Below are 17,150 nucleotides of genomic sequence, written 5' to 3'. Positions count from 1 at the left end.
GAGCGCTCCAGCTTGCCAAGCTCCACGCCTTTATCCAGATTGGCGCGAATCTCGCTTTCGGCTTTGCGCAGGCTCGCAGGGAGGATGTCTTCCAGGATGGTGCGGTATCCGCCCAATGCGGCGACATGGGCGATGCCCCGGCCCATGATGCCGGCGCCGATCACCGCCACCGTCTTGACCGAAGCCACTGCTAGCTTCCCTTCTCCAGTGTCTCGATCATTTTGGGATAGCTTGGCTCTGCCTTACGCATGTAGTCGGCCAACCGCTTGCGTTCCTCGTCCGTCATGAACGGGATGTTGGCGGCAATGCGGCGCAGAGTAGTGGAAATATCGTCAACATAGTTCATCATTCGGATGGCTTCGCCTGTAGTGATCATGACTCTCCTTGTGAGTCTCGTAAGTGAGACGAACTTTCTATTTTGCGGTGTGCACAGCGCTTTCGTCCAGCGGGAGAATCCCGCGGAGCTCCCGCGAAAGCTGATCATTAACTCGGAATTTTAGGGTGGAATTTCACTCGCGCATACGCAATGAGTAAGAAAACCGATAACACGAGGGAGGCGAATGTAGAAATCTGCAGCAAAACAAATACTGGCTTATCGAACTCAAATCTCCACCGTGGTATGTCCTGAGACAGAGCCACTAACCGATACTCGACCCTAAAGTAGCCAAGTCGGACCAGAACCTCGCAAACGCGTAGCGAGAGGATGCACAGACTGCCCGCGAGAGCCAAACCGTAGCCTAGAGGCCGCTTTGCCAAAAATATCGCACCGCCAAAGAGAACGGCGGCCGCACAAACGACACCGATAGCCCAGATTGGGCGAAAACGCGGCACTCCGCTGATTGTCGGCGCGAGTAGCGAGTAAAGTGCTGAGATCGAAGCAAGAAAACACACAACCTGTAAGGCGATTCTTCGCGTTGGGGTCACTACCCAGAATACGAAGTCGTCGGCCGGTATTGGAGTGCACTCGGGCAAGAGAAACTACTTTCCTATCTCATAACGCAATCGAACAGCGCTGTCCGGATACTTGTCCACTGAGAGTAGCTGAAGCGGGATGTCTCGATGACGCCGTGCGATGAGCGGTATGCCCTCGCCAATAAGAGTCGGGATCACGTGAATGTCGAATTCGTCGATTTCGCCTTCGTCGAGAAACGACGCGATCAGCTCTCCCCCGCCCATCATCCAGATGTTCTTTCCAGAAGTTGCGCGCAGGCGCTGAGCGAAGTCCTTCACGGGCTCGGAGACAAATTGTGCACCCGGAGCTACGTCCTTCGGGGGATTGTGCGAGAAAACGTAGTTGGCAAATTTTGTGTCAAAGATGCTGCCTTTGCTTTTGGTCTTGCGCTGGTACTCAAGCGCCCAATCGTAGGTCTTTCGTCCGAACAGGATCGTATCCACGCTCTCATAAAACTCCCGCATTCCATAATCCTCTGTGTGCGGGCGGCGATTCAGCCATTCCACGTCGCCGTCAGGTCGGGCAATGTATCCATCCGCGCTGGTGGCGATGTATACGATGATCTTTCGCGGTGTGCTCATTGATGATCTCGCGGTACTGAACTGATTTAAGCCTCAATATTAAGCATGCTCAATGATGCAGGCCCACATTGATCTTTCCAGTAAGAATCTCAATGGCGACCTCGTATAGCGTGATCTGCTTCAGCATGGTATAGCCCGTCTCGTAATTAGAGCGTGCATCGCCGAGGCGCACTAATAGGCGGTCGAAGAACCACGTTTTCTGCTCGTCTAGTTGCGGTCCATCACAAACACGCACTCTGCCGAAGACGATCGCGCTTTTGTACACCAGGGAGCCGTTGCACGGTGAGGGCGCGCCCTGGTGCATCGGTCCTCGGTCGGCGACTGTGATGCAGACTTTGTCGTTCTCACCGATGTTGCTGAAGAAATGTCCGCCGCGCGATCCGGTGTGCAGGAAGAGCTTGTCGCCTTCTTCGTAGACGTACATGAGCGGAACGACATACGGCCATCCGGCAGAATCGACGGTTCCTACGGAAGCCGTGGCGTGCTCGCGCAGAAAAGCTCGGGCGTCGGCGTCGGACATTTGGCGGTCAGCGCGCGTCATGCGCCCACGAAGATCAATTTTCTCGACAGCCATCGGAAGTACCTCGATTGTAAGCCGACGATTTGATTGACTTCTAATCCTCGTCGCAATACGCTGACGCGGACCTATGCAGAAACGTTTCGGCGTTCTCCTCCCTGCCCTCTGCTTTCTGTTAAGCCTTGCAGCCACGGCCCAGATGCTTGATCCGGCGATTGATCGCGATGACGAGCCCTTCTCGTATTTCAGCCAACCGACGGATGTAATCGGTGTGATGGACGCTCGCGCGGGCACGCTGGTGTCGCCCGAAGGATACTTCTACACCGGATTCGCAGAGTTGATGTTCTTCACTGGCGATCCGTCAGTTTCTCTACATCAGCGCGTGAAGACGCTGTATCGCGGATATCTGCCCATCAATCAGTACACCTATCGCGATCACGACGTCGACTACGAAGTGACATCGTTTGCGGCCACGCTCGACGGCAAGCCTGAATCGGACGTGATGAACTTTATCCGGGTGCGCATTGTGAATCGGGGCAATTCTCCGACGGTGGCGCACTTCGCTGCCGGTATGCGTTATTCGAATCAATCCAACATGGAAGGAGGCACGGGAGACAACCGCTTCTTCCGTCCCGCGGTTCCCAAGAGGCTCGGCCAATATTCACAGGTCGGAGTGGAGTGGAGCCCAGAATGGGAATACGGCTTTACCGAAGACGGCCTGGTGCGCGAGGGCAAAGTCATGTACTTGTTTCCGATCTCGCCTGCGCCGGTTCGCAGCCTGACGTTGAAGAACTCCCATAACGGCGTTTTCAAGCTCGACACTCGCAAGCTACACGTACAACCTACGACCCCGGTCGGCATTGTTCGCTACGATATTCCGCTTCAATCCGGGGCCGAGCACACGCTCGAATTCCGTATGCCCTTGGAGCCGCTGCCTCCCGATTCTCCAGACCTCGCTGCTCTGCGCGCAGCGAAGTTCGACGATTACTTGAATCGCACCGTGCAGTTTTGGGACTCGCTGCTGGCGCGCGGAATCGAGATCACTGTCCCCGAGCAGAAAGTAAACGATACCTTCCGCGCCAACCTCATTTATGACCTAATCGCGCGCGATAAGGTCGGCGACAACTACATTCAGACGGTCAACAAGTTCCACTATCACGCGTTCTGGCTGCGCGATTCGTCGTTCATCGTGCGCATGTTCGATGCTTCGGGCTATTCCGATATCGCACGTCAGGACCTAGACTTCTTTCCTGGATGGCAGCAGCCTGACGGCAACTTCGTTTCCCAGGGTGGGCAATTCGACGGATGGGGACAGGTGCTGTGGGCCTACGGCCAGCACTATCGCATCACCAAAGATCTGGACTTCGCACGCAAGGTCTATCCATCAGTGCAGAAGGCAATCGCATGGCTGCAGCAGGCGCGGCGGAATGATCCGCTGCATCTCATGCCTTCAACTTCGCCCGGTGACAACGAGAACGTGACCGGTCACGTAACCGGACACAATTTCTGGGCGCTCGGCGGATTGCAGAACGCGATCATCCTGGCACAGGCTCTCGGGCAACAGCAGGACGCCAAGGCATATCAAGCTGAGTACAACGACTTCAAAGCGGCTTTTCTCGCAGCGTTGAAGAAAACCACAGCCAGTACCGGCGGCTACATGCCCCCTGGACTGGACGTGAGCGGCGGAGAGGATTGGGGCAACATGCTCGCGGTCTATCCCGAGCAGATTCTTGATCCTTATGATCCGATGGTCACGGCCACGCTGAATGCAACGCGCGCCAAGTACCAGGAAGGCATCATGACCTACGGCCAGGGCCGCTGGCTACATCATTACTTAACGATGAAAAACACGGAAACGGAGACAATCCGCGGAGACCAGCAGTTGGCCGTTGAAGAGCTGTATGCGCTCCTGGTGCATACGAGTTCTACCCACGCCGGCTTCGAATACTGCATTCTGCCGTGGAGCACGCGCGACTTCGCGCAGAATCTCTCTCCACACGGATGGTTTGCGGCCAAGTTCCGTATGGCACTGCGGAACATGCTGGTTCGGGAAGAGCAGGATCGACGATTGCATCTGCTGTCAGTGATTTCGCCGGAATGGGTCAGACCCGGACAGGGAATCTCAGTAAAACGCGCTCCAACGAACTTCGGTCAGATCAATTTCGATGTAAAGTTCACGGATGCCGGTGCGAGGATGACCTTAAACAACAACTTCTCGCAGAGACCGCAGGACATCGTTCTCCATCTGCCATGGTTCGTGAATGTGAGCGCCGTCACGGCGGATGGCAAGAAGATCCCCGTCGCAAATAACGCGGCAGTATTGCCGGCGAGTGTTCGCAGCGTTCAGATCGCGTGGCAAAAGAAGACCGATGCTCCGGCCTTGAGCTACGAGAATGCTGTGAAGGACTATAAGACTGAGTATCGCCGCCGCTATGAGCACTGGGTGCAAACTGGGCAAAACCAGAGCGCGGCTGCAGCTGGGAGGTAAGCATGTCATCGACAACCGTCAGTACGATTCCCAAAACGACAATCGCGAGTGTTCCTTCGTCGCCATCCAACACGCGACTTACCTCGCTCGACGTGTTTCGCGGATTGACGATTGCAGCGATGATCCTGGTGAACAACTCCGGTGATGGACAACACACGTACTGGCCGCTCGAACACGCCAAATGGAATGGCTGGACGCCTACCGATCTGATTTTCCCGTTCTTCCTGTTTATTGTCGGCGTGTCGATGGTCTTCTCGTTCAGCTCGCGAACAGCGCGCGGTCAGACGCGCAAGCACCTGCTGCTTCACGTGCTCAAACGCAGTGCAATCATCTTCGCGCTTGGACTATTCCTATACGCGTACCCCAAATTTGATGTACACACCGCGCGCATTCCCGGCGTACTGCAGCGAATCGCCGTCGTGTATTTGATTGCATCGGCAATCTTCCTCTGCACCGGACGGGTTGCGCGGGCGGTGATCACGGGAGCGTTGCTGCTCATCTATTGGCTGCTGCTCACGCGTGTGCCGGTGCCCGGGATCGGTGCGGGCGTTCTCACGATGGACGGCAATCTGGTGGGCTACATCGATCGCAGTCTGATTTACAACCACTTATGGATTGCACATCGCTTCGATCCTGAAGGAATTCTGAGCACGATTCCGTCGATCGCGACCTGCCTCATCGGCGTCTTCACCGGCGAATGGATGCGCTCGGCGAGAACACACCTTCAGAAGATTGCAGGATTATTCGCCGGCGCTGCCGTTGGGCTGATCGCGGGAGAGATTTGGAACCTGTGGTTCCCGATCAACAAGATGATCTGGACCAGTTCGTACGTTCTGTTCACCGCAGGATTCGCTCTGTTCATCTTTGGCTTGTGCTACTGGGCAATCGACGTCCGCGGATGGAAGAGCTGGAGCGTGCCTTTCGTCATCTTCGGCGTGAACCCGCTCGGAATCTACTTCCTCGCAAGTTGGGCAGAAACCGCTCTCTACCGCCATCACATTCATGGCGTGTCGATCAAGAACATTCTCTACGAAAGCTCATTCGCTCACATCAGCAATCCGTATCTTGGTTCGCTGGCATGGAGCGTAAGTTTCGTTTTGGTATTCTTCGTCATTGCGTGGGCGATGTATCGCAAACAAATATTCATTAGAGTTTGATTCTTCCTTTGCATCGTGAATGAACGGGGGTGTGACCTGTCATCCTGAAGCGAAGCAGCGTTGACGATTCCCAACAAAGTTTTTGCACTCATCTCCTCGACATGACAAAGCTCTCGCTGTTGCTGACATATCTACTCTGTGCGCTGAGTTGCGCGCTCAGTGCGCAAGAAACGACGAAGTCTCCGGTTGACTGGGTGAACCCATACATCGGCACTGCCGGACCCGGCAGTGACTACGGAGGGACAATGCCGCTGGTCACGACTCCTTTCGGGATGACGAACTGGACGGCGCAGACGCGGCAAAACAAGATCAGCGTCTCCTCCTATAACTATGGTGATACGACCATTTCGGGATTCATCGGAACACATCAGCCGGCGATCTGGATGGGCGACTTCGGATACGTGACCCTCCTGCCTGAACTCGATGACATCAAGACTGCACCGGAAGCTCGCAAACTCAGCTTCACGCACGCTGATGAGAAAGCAGCTCCTTACTACTACTCGGTCCTGATGAAGACACAGGATTCACGCGAAATCAAAGCGGAAATAACTGCGACTGATCATTGCGGATATCTTCGTTTTACTTTTCCAGCAGACTCACGCGCCAGCGTGCTGGTGGAGGCTACGCGTCCGAACATCGCGGGTGAAGCGCAGATCAGCGACGACCGACGAGAGATTACTGGCTTCAATCCGGATCGCATGGACGCGCATCTTGGCCCATTCGCCTTGCCGAATTTCAAAGGATATTTCGTTGTTCAGTTTCGGGAGTCGCCGGCAAAGAGCGGAACCTATGAAGGCTCACAATTGCACGATGGCGGGCAAACGGCTAAAGGAATGAATGTCGGCGCTTACGCAACGTTCGCTCCCGCAGCGAACGAAGTTGTTGAAGTGCGAGTTGGAACATCCTTCGTCAGCATCGACCAGGCCAGAGTCAACCTGCAGAAAGAGATTCCGAAATGGGACTTCGACGCGCTGCGCGACGACCTGAAGCAAACCTGGAACAAAAAGCTTGGGCTCATCGAGATAGAGTCAGCATCAGATGATCAGCGCGCGATCTTCTACACCGGCTTATATCATTCGCTGCTCTATCCCCGGCTCTTCTCCGAATACGGCCGCTACTACAGCGCCTTCGACGACAAAATTCATTCCGGCGTCTCATACACCGCCTACTCGCTCTGGGATACCTTCCGTGCCGAGCACAGCCTGATCACCCTCATTGCTCCTGAGCGCGTGGACGACATGGTGAAAGCTCTCCTCCAGAACTATCAGGAGGGCGGCTGGATGCCAAAGTGGCCCAATCCCTCATACACCAACATCATGATCGCCACCCACGCTGACTCCATGGTCGCAGAAGCGGTCAACAAAGGTTTTCGCGGCTTCGATCTGAATCTCGCATATAAGGCTGTGTACAAAGACGCGATGACTCCGCCCGACGGCGATACGACTCGCAAGTGGTACGACCGTGAACCGCACACGCCCTACGAAGCACGCGCTGGTCTCACGTATGCCAAAAAACTGGGCTACGTGCCGAACGACAAGACTGCCGAGTCCGCTTCTTCAACGCTCGAAGACGCGTACGACGATTATGCGGTCGCAGAGATCGCCAAAGCTGTCGGGAAGAAGGACGACTATAGGTTCTTCATCAATCGTTCGAGGAACTACCGCTTACTCTTCAATCCCGAAACGGGATTCATGCAGGCGCGCAACTCCGACGGATCATGGGCTGATCCCAAAGCTGGATGGACCGAAGGCGACAAGTGGGTCTATACGTGGTCGGTGATGCATGACATTCCCGGCCTTCTTCGGCTGATGGGAGGCGCAGACAATTACAACCGCAAGCTCGACGAACACTTCGCCGGCGGACACAACCACCACGACAACGAACCCAGTCACCATTACGGATATCTCTACGACTACAGCGGCCAGCCATGGAAGACGCAGAAGAAGGTACGCGAGATTGCAGGGGAAGCGTACACGAACACGCCAACTGGAATCTTGGGCAACGAAGATTGTGGCCAGATGTCAGCGTGGTACATCTTTACAGCAATGGGCTTCTACCCCGTGAATCCCGTTTCGGGAGACTACATGATCGGCAGTCCGATCTTTCGCAAGACGGTGATTCATGTTGCTGACGGAAAGCAGTTCACAATTTCGGCTCCGGATGCCTCAGAAACTAACCTCTATATCCAATCCGCAGAACTGAATGGCAAACCTCTGAACATTCCTGTCATGCGCTACAGCGATATCGTTGCCGGTGGGACACTCACGTTCAAAATGGGATCGTCGCCTTCCAAGTGGGCCAGTGATTGGAAACCGGAACCATTATCCGAGTACCCGAATGTGAAAACTCCGTAACGGCAATTCAAATCTGCGATCCGGCAGCCGGACGCAGGATGAGGTTTGTCACATTTGAGACCGCGTCTTTGTACTCATCGGCGTTCGAGAGTCTCTTCCACTCAGGGTCGTTCCGGAATGTATCCCAGGCTTTTTTCTGCTCTTGCTCGGAAGGAAACGAAAGCATGTAGGTCAAGCTAGGAAGCTTCGATCCGATTAGAGTCTGACCGAAGAAGACGCCGGTCATTCCGCAGCGCGCGAAGATTCCAAGTTCTCCTCCCTGATTGAACATCTCGATCTTCTTTCTCGCGCGCTCATTGCTGTGGCTTTCATAGATCCTGAGTTGCAGCAGGCGATCGGCGGCCAGTGTCGGCACCTTGAGTTGTGGGAATAGTTCGAAGGCGCACATCAGGCTGCTTTCATAACGAACAAACGCAGGATCGGATTTAGGAGCGTGGATGATCGCCTCTCCCGCGTTCTGGAAAACTTTGTCTAGGCCGACTCGATTCGAGAACTCGGCCAACGATTCTGCCGATTCGTGGGGAAGCAGGACGTATAAATCCGTGCTGTCTGCTTCGAGTTTGAGATCGGGATTATCCTTCGAAGACAGTTTGAATACACCCACAGGACGCGCTCCGGCACGATTGAAGGCTGGCAGCGCAGCATTCTGCAGAAACTGCTCGAAGGATTGCTGCTTCTCCGGCGAGGCAAAGTGGTAAATCCGCAGTTCAATAAATTGTCGGGTCTTCTTCGAACGTCGCGCCATGCTCGGCAGAGCGAGCGTCCCGGTTGCGATTCCACCCGCGACAATGAAGTCACGTCTTCGCATAGATTCTCCTCATGGATGAATCGTGACAGTGTACTCTGTTTTGCAACTCGGACCATCTACGAAGCTTGACACTTATGCGATGATTTGGGCTGCACCTCGAAAGCCAGCGAATTTACCTGCAGCCAAGGAGACTGTCTCTGTGAGCGAGACAAACAATGAGCACCCGGGATTCGGGACTACGGCGATGGCGGTGCTCACTGACCTTCATTTCCTGATTCCTCTTGTCGTACTTGTCGTCGGCATCGCGTTACTAATCGCGTTGCACTAACAATTCTTTGTTTGATACTCGATTGCCATAATTCTTCCAAAAGATAAACATGAGCACTGCGACCCAACCAACTACTTCAAGGCAGACTGCAAGCTTGCATGGCTTGGGAGTTCTCTGTGGCCTCGGCGCGGGGGTGTGGCTCGGAGCCGCGGAAGCGCCGACCAAGCTGGTAAACACCGGCCTTTCTCCGTTTGCAGTTTCTCTGTGTATGGTTGCCGGCGTATTCACTGCACGCTGGACTCTCCCCACTCTGCTCAAGGGCACTCGATATGTGATCGCCGACCTGATGCGCAAGAAGCATCTGATCGTCTGGGCCCTGCTCGCCGGAGCGCTCTGGGCAGTCGCGAACACGCTGACAGTGTTCGCGATTCGCGACGTGGGTTTGGCGATTGCGTTCCCATTATGGAATGCCAACTCTCTGGTTGGAATCTTTTGGGGATGGCTTCTGTTCGGCGAGCTTCGCGGCGCCAATCGCTCCACAGTTAGCAGGGTGTTGGTTGGTGCGGTCGCAATCGTTGCTGCAGCGATCATGCTCGGCTTCAGCACGATTCAGGGTGGCATCGCTGCACCGCGGGATGCAGTCCACGGAATCGCTGCGGCTGCGGGTGCGAGTTTGCTTTGGGGAACGATGTACATTCCTTATCGCAAGGCATACATCAGCGGCATGAATCCTCTGTCGTTCGTGACGGCGTTCACTTTCGGCGAACTTGGGACGGTGTTGGCTCTAGTGCTGGCTCTCGATGGGGGCACGCACGCCGCTGTCTTCCATTCGGGCCAAGTGCGCACGATGCTGTTCTGGCTCTTCCTTGGCGGATTCGTATGGGTGGTCGGCGACCTCCTCCAGCAATTTGCCGTGAAGTATCTCGGCATTGGACGGGGTATTCCACTTTCCAACACCAACCAACTTTGGGGACTCGCGTGGGGCGCTCTCGTCTTCGGCGAACTAGCTCACGCCTCCGGACCGCAGAAACTACTTGTGCTTGTCGGATCGCTAGTGATGGTTCTAGGGGCACTCTCCATCAGCTCCGCTGTTGCCGGTCAGCAAGAGCATTCGTCCACTCACGCCGCGATCAAGCAGGAATGCGATCGATACAACCTCAATTACGAAAAGGTTCTTGCTGAGTTCAATGGCCACGAAATGCGCAGCGCCGACCAGCGCGGATGGTGGGACTACGCGATTATCGCCGTCGCCATAGGCTTCTTTGTCTGGCTAGCTAGTCAGGCCGCGGTTCCGACGATTGCCATGAATCTCTCCTGGCTCACAGTTCTCGGCATTGCTCTTCTGATCTCGATCGGAGCGTGCACGTGGGCGCTCTGGAAGAAGACCCACTTCGCTTAGACCACGCTTCGAAGACGATCGGCAGCAATCCCCTCTGGACGAACGCCTGTCGGGCGAGTAGAATCCGCTGCTTCCCCCTAGCAGTTTGAGGTGATTACTTTCGACGTTCCTCTTTTGAGATGACCGTCCGGGCCGAACTCTGTAGCGAAATCTCGTCGGCTGTACCGAAACGCATCCGCATATTGCGGCAACTGCTCGTAGCCGCGAATCGGATCCTGGATCGCTTTCCCGGCCAAAAGCAGCGGATCACGCAGCTCGCTGCAGATGGCTTCACTGCCTTAGCGACGTTCTTTGCCGCATCGCTGATGCACTCTGATTTCGCTCCCTCCATCAAGGACCTTCGCGCGATATGGCTCTACGCCTTGCTGATGTTCATTGGTCGACCTTTGTCGCTCATGCTGGTCACGCGTTATCGAGTGCCGTGGCATAAGGTTCGCAGATCCGATGTTGCGGAGCTGGCATTGGCCAGCATTCCTCCCTCTCTGCTTGCGTTTTTCTGCAGCGCGCTGGCGAGACCCTCGTGGGTAATTGTCCCAAGCGGCGTGATCGCAGCGGAGTTTCCTTTATTCGTAGGAATGGCTGCGGGTATGCGCTGTCTTCGTCGCGTAGCTCATGAGGAAGATGGGCGTTCCAAAATAGCATCGCAGGTACTCGCCGGCTCCCAGAATCGGGTTCCCGCTACGAACCTAGTCTCACAAGTGTTGTCCCTCGCGGCTTCGAACCTCCCCGGCCCGACAACGTGGGATCAAGAAAGCATTGATACATATCGCGATCGCGTTGTACTCGTCACCGGAACCGGCGGCTCGATCGGCGGTGCGCTTTGCCGGAAGCTTTGTCATCTGCCAATTTCGCGACTGCTGCTGCTCGACATCGACGAAACAGCGATTTTTGAACTCGATCGAGAACTCAATAGTTGCTCGGCTGAACATGCGCCCATCCTTGGAGACATTCGCAATCGGGAATTTCTTACACGAATCTTTGCGCGGCATCGTCCGCATATTATCTTCCACGCTGCTGCCTATAAACACGTATCGGTGATGGAAGCAAATCCGAGCGCAGCGATTCTCAACAACGTGATCGGCACACGGAATGTCATCGACGCTGCCATTGAAGCGAGATGCGAGAGGTTTCTGTTTATCTCCACCGATAAAGCTGTTGAACCCGCAAGCGTAATGGGAGCAACGAAGCGCATCTGCGAATTGCTGATTCAATTGCGCGCGGTGGCCTATCCGAAACTTCGATTTGCCTGTGCCCGTTTTGGCAACGTCCTCGGGAGCAGAGGCAGCGTAGTTCCGATTTTTCAGAAACAAATCGAAAAGGGAGAGCGCATAACAATCACTGATGTCCGAATGACTCGTTACTTCATTACACAGGAGCAGGCCACCGACCTTGCACTGCTCGCCTGCGCTCTTGGCCAGCACGGCGAGATCTATGTATTGGAATCAGGTGAGCCGATCAGAATTGTTGACTTGGCGCACCGAGTCGCCGCCAGTTACGAATTGAAGAGCGCTCAGCAGATTGATTTCGAAATCATCGGTATCAGGCCTGGCGAGAAACTGCACGAACGCCTATGGGAGCGGGACGCCACTCCAATGCCCACGAAATTCGCTGGAATATATGCCCTCGGTGTCGCCAAGATTCCCATCGATCTCGAAGGCTCAATATCAGAACTGGAAGAACTTGCAGCCAAATACCAAGCTGCCGCAATCATCTCCAAGCTCTGTAACTTGGGAATCGGATACTCTCCTGTTACTAGTACACAAACGTATGAAATCTAAATCACGAGACAGCGTCGGAGCTCACGACTTGAATGGATTGTAGATCTGAACGTTGAAATCGATAAAATCCCGCACGTTTCGAGTCGCAACGACCAGATCGTGAACACGCGCTGTGGCTGCAATCATTGCATCCTCAATCAGCCGCTCGGATTTCTTGTGCATCAGTCGTCCCCATTCGCGAAAACATCGAGCATCCATCGGCAAAACTTCATAGAGTCCGGCAAGGCGATCCAACCACCGCTCTATTTCCTGAGCTTTACGAGCATCCTGAGTTCGTGTCAGCTCGACGCCGGCTTGGAGTTCACCAAGCGTAATGGCGGAAACGAATGCTTCTTCGCTTCGCAAGCTTTGAATCCACCCCAGCACTGCTCCATGGGGCTTCTGCTTACGCAGCTCAGAAATTACATTGGTATCGAGTAAGTAGCCCTTCATCGAAAGAGCTTTGTCCCACGTCGCCGCATAGAACCCCTTTGAGCAGCAATATTGTGGAACCGGGGATTTGGCTCAAGCAACAAGCTCTTTAAACTTTCGCGAGCAGTATTCTGTAGACGATTCCATTCTTCGATTGGTACCAAGACTGCGGCCTCCACTCCTCTCCTTGTGACGATTTGCGGGCCGTCTTTTAGCGCCGTCTCCAATAGTTCGCTGAAACGCGCTTTAGCATCGTGCGCCTGCCAGGAAGCCATCCACTCCTCCAATCCCTAATTATAAAACTAGTCATCTGACTAGTCAATCCTTGCAACTCGAGGACTTCGCCCCGTAGATCTGAGGGTTTAGGTTGGGATCGTTGTACATTTTCAGCTGCCGATATAGCTTGAACTTCCGCTTCCCGTTTTGAATCTCATGCCAGAGTTTCATCAGAGATGCCGCTAGATCATCTCTCTGCTCGACCAGCACCTCGAGCCGTTCGCGGTTGCGCTGGACGTGGTCGGCGTCAACGTCGCCGCGCTCGATCTGCTCTCGCGTGTGAAAGATTTTGAGCGAGAGGATCGAGAGGCGATCAATAATCATGCCCGGCGTTTCGGAATGAAGTTCGCCTGAAAGCTGCACGCCAGCCTTTTCGAGGTGTTGCAACAGTTCCCTGTCGATCGCCTCGACTAGATCATTGCGAACCTGATTCAGAGCGTCGATGTTGCGCTTCGTCTGTGCAATCTGCTCTGCGGGGGCAAGCGGGGTGCGGGCTCGGTCTTCCTCGTGCCATAGCGCAAAATTTTGTCGATGCTGTTCGAGGATCAGTGCGTTCAGGCCGCTGTCGGAGCCTGCCTGCGGATCGGAGTGCCACTTGGCCGTGTACTCGTCCTGCAGCGCCGGAATGGAAGCTGGATTCATTGCGTTTAGCTTCGCGATTTTAACCTGTGTACCGTTTGACCCTCATTTTTGCAACATGTTATAAACAGGGGTTTGCCTCGCCCGGAGCAGATGCGTTCTGCACCTGGACGCGAGGCAAAAAGTGGTCCCACCCTGGGTGTTCCCTTCGCTGCGGCGCAGGGGACGGGAGACGCGGCCAAGCTTCAGAACACTATTCGAGTGGAAGCGCGGGTTCCGGGACTGCGACATCGCCATTTGTCGGCGATGAACGTAAATGCTCCTTCATCTCGAAGACTGAATCTCTAAAGGTTTGTTCTGGAGGAATCGAATGCTGACCTCGCACGCCGGTCTCATGGCTGGCTCTGCGGCCTCGCCGCGCCACAACTTCTTCAACCTGCTTCGGCGCGTACTCGGAGCAGGCGCTCTCGTTTGCATGATGCTCATCCTGCAAGGGCCAATGGCTCTCGCGCAGGCACAAGGAAATCTGGCTCCCACTTCGGAACCGGCAGGGGAAGCGAATCTCAAGCTGCCTGACCTTTCTTCCGTAGATTTCCTTGGCATGAACGGACACGCCTTGCTGCTCGTCGGACTGATCTTCTGCGTGCTGGGGCTGCTGTTCGGACTGGGAATCTACATGAACCTGAAGAACCTCCCGGTACACCGCGCCATGCGCGAGATCTCTGAACTGATCTATGAGACTTGCAAGACGTATCTGGTTACGCAGGGCAAATTCATCGCGCTGTTGTGGGTGTTTATCGCGGTTATTATCGGGCTTTACTTCGGAATCCTTGCTCCTATTCCGGGACATCCAGCTGCACTCACGCTCACGATCATTCTTGCATTCAGCATTATTGGAATCCTTGGCAGCTACGGCGTGGCCTGGTTCGGAATTCGCGTAAATACGTTTGCAAATTCCCGCACAGCGTTTGCTGGACTTCGCGGTAAGCCATTCCCCCTTTACGCTATCCCACTCAAGGCCGGCATGAGCATTGGCATGTTGCTGGTGAGCGTCGAACTGCTGCTCATGCTCTTCATCCTGCTCTTCGTGCCCGGTGACTATGCCGGTCCGTGCTTCATCGGATTCGCTATCGGTGAATCGCTCGGCGCAGCAGCTCTTCGTATTGCCGGCGGCATTTTCACCAAGATCGCAGACATCGGCTCCGATCTAATGAAGATCGTCTTCAAGATCAAGGAAGATGATGCCCGCAACCCTGGCGTGATTGCCGACTGCACCGGCGACAACGCCGGCGACTCCGTCGGCCCCAGCGCCGACGGCTTCGAGACCTACGGCGTCACGGGCGTCGCGCTAATCACGTTCATTCTCCTTGGTGTGCCGAATCCTAAGATCCAGGTTCAACTCCTGGTCTGGATTTTCGTAATGCGCATCATGATGCTGATCACCAGCGCGGGTTCCTACTTCATCAACAATGCTTTTGCCAGCGGACGATATCGCAACAGCGATGAAATGAACTTTGAGGCGCCGCTAACGTCCCTCGTCTGGATCACTTCCATCATCTCCATCATCGCCACGTTCATCGTCTCCAAGCTGATCATTCCGGATCTGGGCGGCGATACTTCGTTGTGGTGGAAGCTCTCGCTCATCATTTCCTGCGGCACGCTGGCGGGGGCGATCATTCCCGAATTGGTCAAAGTATTTACCTCCGTCGAATCTCGCCACGTCGGCGAAGTGGTTACTTCCTCCAAAGAAGGCGGGGCTTCGCTGAATATCCTTTCAGGACTCGTCGCGGGCAACTTCTCCGCATATTGGCTCGGGCTGACGATGGCTGCTCTGATGGCTATCGGCTACCAGGTGAGCACCAGCGGCCTCGGAGCACCTCTGCCCGGCACCAACGTTCCCCTTATGCTTGCACCCGCCGTCTTCGCATTCGGTCTGGTTGCATTCGGGTTCCTCGGCATGGGACCGGTCACGATCGCAGTCGATTCCTACGGACCTGTCACCGACAATGCTCAATCTGTCTATGAGCTCTCGCTGATCGAGAACATTCCTGTAGCGGAAATTCAGCGTGAAAATCCAGGCGAAGTTCACTTTGAACGCGCCAAGGCTCTGCTCGAGGAGAACGACGGCGCAGGCAATACGTTCAAAGCAACTGCAAAACCTGTGCTGATCGGTACGGCAGTTGTCGGTGCGACCACGATGATCTTCTCTATCATTATGGCTCTCACTAATGGATTGACCTCACAGCTTGCTTCCCTGTCCCTCTTGCATGCGCCTTTCGTTCTCGGACTTGTAGCTGGTGGCGCAGTCATCTACTGGTTCACAGGCGCCTCGACACAAGCTGTGACAACCGGAGCATACCGAGCAGTCGAATTCATCAAGGCCAATATTCGGCTCGAGGGCGTTGAGAAAGCTTCGGTCACTGACAGTAAGAAGGTGGTTCAGATCTGCACGCAGTACGCCCAGAAAGGCATGCTGAACATCTTCATTTCCGTGTTCTTCGTGACATTGGCATTCTCGTTCGCGGAGCCCTTCTTCTTCATTGGCTATCTGATCTCGATCGCGATATTCGGCCTCTATCAGGCAATCTTCATGGCCAACGCAGGCGGCGCCTGGGACAACGCCAAGAAGATCGTTGAGACCGAATTGAAACAGAAAGGAACCGCGCTGCACGATGCCACGGTCGTTGGCGATACGGTTGGCGATCCTTTCAAAGACACTTCCTCCGTCGCTCTGAATCCGATCATTAAGTTCACTACCCTGTTCGGATTGCTTGCGGTCGAGCTTGCCGTTAGGCTCACTGCCGAGCGCGGCGCTGGGTTGAGCAATGCGCTCGCGGTGCTCTTCTTTGTGATCTCGTTGTTTTTTGTGTGGAAGTCGTTCTACGGAATGCGGATCGGGAGTCAGAAGGCGTAAAGATCGCTACTGGCCTCCGGCTACCGGCTTCCGGCTAATGCTTCGCCGGCTGAAGGCAGCTTTATTAGAAACCGCCGCATCTGGACGGCGGTTTCGTTTTGCCGCCAGAGCCGGCAGAGCGCTATCTCCCGCTGGCGGCTGATGTTCCCGACAGCGTTGCCGTGCAGAACGCGCAGCGTCGTGCCGCAATGGGGATTTCGCTCAGGCACTCCGGGCACTTCTTCGTCGTTGGATCGGGTGGAGCTTCGCCTTTGTTGCGACGCGCGATCCAGGCGTTCATCGGCGCAACGATAAACAGATAGACTGCAAGTGCGATCATCACGAATGAGATCAGGGCGTTGAGAAATGCGCCATACATGATCTTGCTGTTGTTGATGGTCACGCTCAAGTTCGAGAAATCAGGCTTGCCCCCTATGGCTGCAATCAGAGGTGTGAAGATATTCGTGACCAACGCCGTAATCACCGCTCCGAACGCAGCGCCAATCACCACAGCAACGGCCAGATCGACTACATTTCCACGGAAGAGAAACTTCTTGAATCCTTGCAGCATAGGAACCTCCGGAAAGCGCCGGAATCATAGCACAGGGCTTGGAGACATTTCCCGCGACCGAGAGGCTCTTGACTAAATCGTTTCAGACTTGCAGAATCGTTTGCCGTCGGACAGGATTGTTCGGTTGTGCCGACCGCATTCTGAAAGGATCTCTGCATTGTTTGCACATCCTCGAAGG

Annotated in this window: 16 protein-coding genes; 8 read left to right on the top strand and 8 right to left on the bottom strand. The window is 54.9% G+C overall.

Annotated features, from left to right (window positions below):
- The 4 genes from VFU50_09200 to VFU50_09185 form a co-directional block, all read right to left on the bottom strand.
- Positions 1–188, bottom strand: a 188-nt coding sequence (locus tag VFU50_09200; protein HEU5233024.1) for a 3-hydroxyacyl-CoA dehydrogenase NAD-binding domain-containing protein, incomplete at its 3' end; no start/stop codon positions are given.
- A 2-nt stretch (positions 189–190) separates the two neighbouring features.
- The gene (locus tag VFU50_09195) at positions 191–376 is read right to left on the bottom strand and encodes a hypothetical protein (protein ID HEU5233023.1); all 186 of its coding nucleotides are present in this window, start codon (positions 374–376) and stop codon (positions 191–193) included.
- Positions 377–978: 602 nt separating this feature from the next.
- On the bottom strand, positions 979–1,533 hold the full coding sequence (locus VFU50_09190; GenBank protein ID HEU5233022.1) for a dihydrofolate reductase family protein: 555 nt from the start codon (positions 1,531–1,533) through the stop codon (positions 979–981).
- Between the two features lie 49 nt (positions 1,534–1,582).
- Entirely contained in the window at positions 1,583–2,107 is a 525-nt protein-coding gene (locus tag VFU50_09185) for a pyridoxamine 5'-phosphate oxidase family protein (protein HEU5233021.1), read from the bottom strand.
- A gap of 73 nt (positions 2,108–2,180) precedes the next feature.
- On the opposite strand from VFU50_09185, the gene VFU50_09180 reads away from it, so the two are divergent.
- The 3 genes from VFU50_09180 to VFU50_09170 all read left to right on the top strand — a co-directional run bounded on the left by VFU50_09180 (position 2,181) and on the right by VFU50_09170 (position 8,049).
- Positions 2,181–4,538, top strand: a complete 2,358-nt coding sequence (locus VFU50_09180; protein ID HEU5233020.1) for a hypothetical protein — start codon at positions 2,181–2,183, stop codon at positions 4,536–4,538.
- A gap of 2 nt (positions 4,539–4,540) precedes the next feature.
- Complete coding sequence (locus tag VFU50_09175; GenBank protein HEU5233019.1) at positions 4,541–5,695, top strand: DUF5009 domain-containing protein; 1,155 nt, start codon at positions 4,541–4,543, stop codon at positions 5,693–5,695.
- A gap of 101 nt (positions 5,696–5,796) precedes the next feature.
- Positions 5,797–8,049: a GH92 family glycosyl hydrolase gene (locus VFU50_09170; protein ID HEU5233018.1), complete on the top strand. Its 2,253-nt coding sequence runs from the start codon at positions 5,797–5,799 to the stop codon at positions 8,047–8,049.
- Between the two features lie 7 nt (positions 8,050–8,056).
- Here the strand turns inward: VFU50_09170 and VFU50_09165 are convergent, their stop codons facing one another.
- Positions 8,057–8,857 (bottom strand): NIPSNAP family protein, encoded by an 801-nt coding sequence (locus VFU50_09165; GenBank protein HEU5233017.1) that lies wholly within the window; start codon positions 8,855–8,857, stop codon positions 8,057–8,059.
- A 139-nt stretch (positions 8,858–8,996) separates the two neighbouring features.
- On the opposite strand from VFU50_09165, the gene VFU50_09160 reads away from it, so the two are divergent.
- From VFU50_09160 to VFU50_09150, 3 genes are all read left to right on the top strand, one after another.
- Entirely contained in the window at positions 8,997–9,125 is a 129-nt protein-coding gene (locus VFU50_09160) for a hypothetical protein (protein HEU5233016.1), read from the top strand.
- A 49-nt stretch (positions 9,126–9,174) separates the two neighbouring features.
- Positions 9,175–10,464: a GRP family sugar transporter gene (locus tag VFU50_09155; GenBank protein HEU5233015.1), complete on the top strand. Its 1,290-nt coding sequence runs from the start codon at positions 9,175–9,177 to the stop codon at positions 10,462–10,464.
- A 119-nt stretch (positions 10,465–10,583) separates the two neighbouring features.
- Positions 10,584–12,242 carry a polysaccharide biosynthesis protein gene (locus tag VFU50_09150; protein ID HEU5233014.1) on the top strand — a complete coding sequence of 553 codons (1,659 nt, stop codon included), beginning with the start codon at positions 10,584–10,586 and terminating at the stop codon, positions 12,240–12,242.
- A gap of 21 nt (positions 12,243–12,263) precedes the next feature.
- On the opposite strand, the gene VFU50_09145 is transcribed toward VFU50_09150, so the two are convergent.
- On the bottom strand, positions 12,264–12,674 hold the full coding sequence (locus VFU50_09145) for a type II toxin-antitoxin system VapC family toxin (GenBank protein ID HEU5233013.1): 411 nt from the start codon (positions 12,672–12,674) through the stop codon (positions 12,264–12,266).
- Between the two features lie 297 nt (positions 12,675–12,971).
- Positions 12,972–13,571: a DUF4254 domain-containing protein gene (locus VFU50_09140; GenBank protein HEU5233012.1), complete on the bottom strand. Its 600-nt coding sequence runs from the start codon at positions 13,569–13,571 to the stop codon at positions 12,972–12,974.
- Between the two features lie 90 nt (positions 13,572–13,661).
- Here VFU50_09140 and VFU50_09135 point away from each other — a divergent pair, with 90 nt between their 5' ends.
- Both VFU50_09135 and VFU50_09130 read left to right on the top strand, forming a co-directional pair.
- Entirely contained in the window at positions 13,662–13,856 is a 195-nt protein-coding gene (locus tag VFU50_09135) for a hypothetical protein (GenBank protein ID HEU5233011.1), read from the top strand.
- A gap of 22 nt (positions 13,857–13,878) precedes the next feature.
- Positions 13,879–16,422: a sodium-translocating pyrophosphatase gene (locus VFU50_09130; protein HEU5233010.1), complete on the top strand. Its 2,544-nt coding sequence runs from the start codon at positions 13,879–13,881 to the stop codon at positions 16,420–16,422.
- Between the two features lie 121 nt (positions 16,423–16,543).
- Here VFU50_09130 and mscL read toward each other — a convergent pair whose 3' ends face one another.
- On the bottom strand, positions 16,544–16,972 hold the full coding sequence (gene mscL / locus VFU50_09125) for a large conductance mechanosensitive channel protein MscL (protein ID HEU5233009.1): 429 nt from the start codon (positions 16,970–16,972) through the stop codon (positions 16,544–16,546).
- Positions 16,973–17,150 lie beyond the last annotated feature (178 nt).

It is taken from the genome of Terriglobales bacterium (assembly GCA_035764005.1).
In the GTDB taxonomy this organism is placed as follows: domain Bacteria; phylum Acidobacteriota; class Terriglobia; order Terriglobales; family Acidobacteriaceae; genus Gp1-AA112.
This window is presented reverse-complemented; position numbering and strand designations above follow the sequence as displayed.

Bases quoted from the DNA above. Each gene is read 5' to 3' on its own strand.
- VFU50_09190 (HEU5233022.1), bottom strand. From the start codon at position 1,533: ATGAGCACACCGCGAAAGATCATCGTATACATCGCCACCAGCGCGGAT.
- VFU50_09180 (HEU5233020.1), top strand. From the start codon at position 2,181: ATGCAGAAACGTTTCGGCGTTCTCCTCCCTGCCCTCTGCTTTCTGTTA.
- VFU50_09155 (HEU5233015.1), top strand. From the start codon at position 9,175: ATGAGCACTGCGACCCAACCAACTACTTCAAGGCAGACTGCAAGCTTG.
- VFU50_09175 (HEU5233019.1), top strand. From the start codon at position 4,541: ATGTCATCGACAACCGTCAGTACGATTCCCAAAACGACAATCGCGAGT.
- VFU50_09130 (HEU5233010.1), top strand. From the start codon at position 13,879: ATGCTGACCTCGCACGCCGGTCTCATGGCTGGCTCTGCGGCCTCGCCG.
- VFU50_09165 (HEU5233017.1), bottom strand. From the start codon at position 8,857: ATGCGAAGACGTGACTTCATTGTCGCGGGTGGAATCGCAACCGGGACG.
- VFU50_09195 (HEU5233023.1), bottom strand. From the start codon at position 376: ATGATCACTACAGGCGAAGCCATCCGAATGATGAACTATGTTGACGAT.
- VFU50_09150 (HEU5233014.1), top strand. From the start codon at position 10,584: ATGACCGTCCGGGCCGAACTCTGTAGCGAAATCTCGTCGGCTGTACCG.
- VFU50_09140 (HEU5233012.1), bottom strand. From the start codon at position 13,571: ATGAATCCAGCTTCCATTCCGGCGCTGCAGGACGAGTACACGGCCAAG.
- VFU50_09145 (HEU5233013.1), bottom strand. From the start codon at position 12,674: ATGAAGGGCTACTTACTCGATACCAATGTAATTTCTGAGCTGCGTAAG.
- VFU50_09135 (HEU5233011.1), top strand. From the start codon at position 13,662: ATGCGTTCTGCACCTGGACGCGAGGCAAAAAGTGGTCCCACCCTGGGT.
- VFU50_09170 (HEU5233018.1), top strand. From the start codon at position 5,797: ATGACAAAGCTCTCGCTGTTGCTGACATATCTACTCTGTGCGCTGAGT.
- mscL (HEU5233009.1), bottom strand. From the start codon at position 16,972: ATGCTGCAAGGATTCAAGAAGTTTCTCTTCCGTGGAAATGTAGTCGAT.
- VFU50_09185 (HEU5233021.1), bottom strand. From the start codon at position 2,107: ATGGCTGTCGAGAAAATTGATCTTCGTGGGCGCATGACGCGCGCTGAC.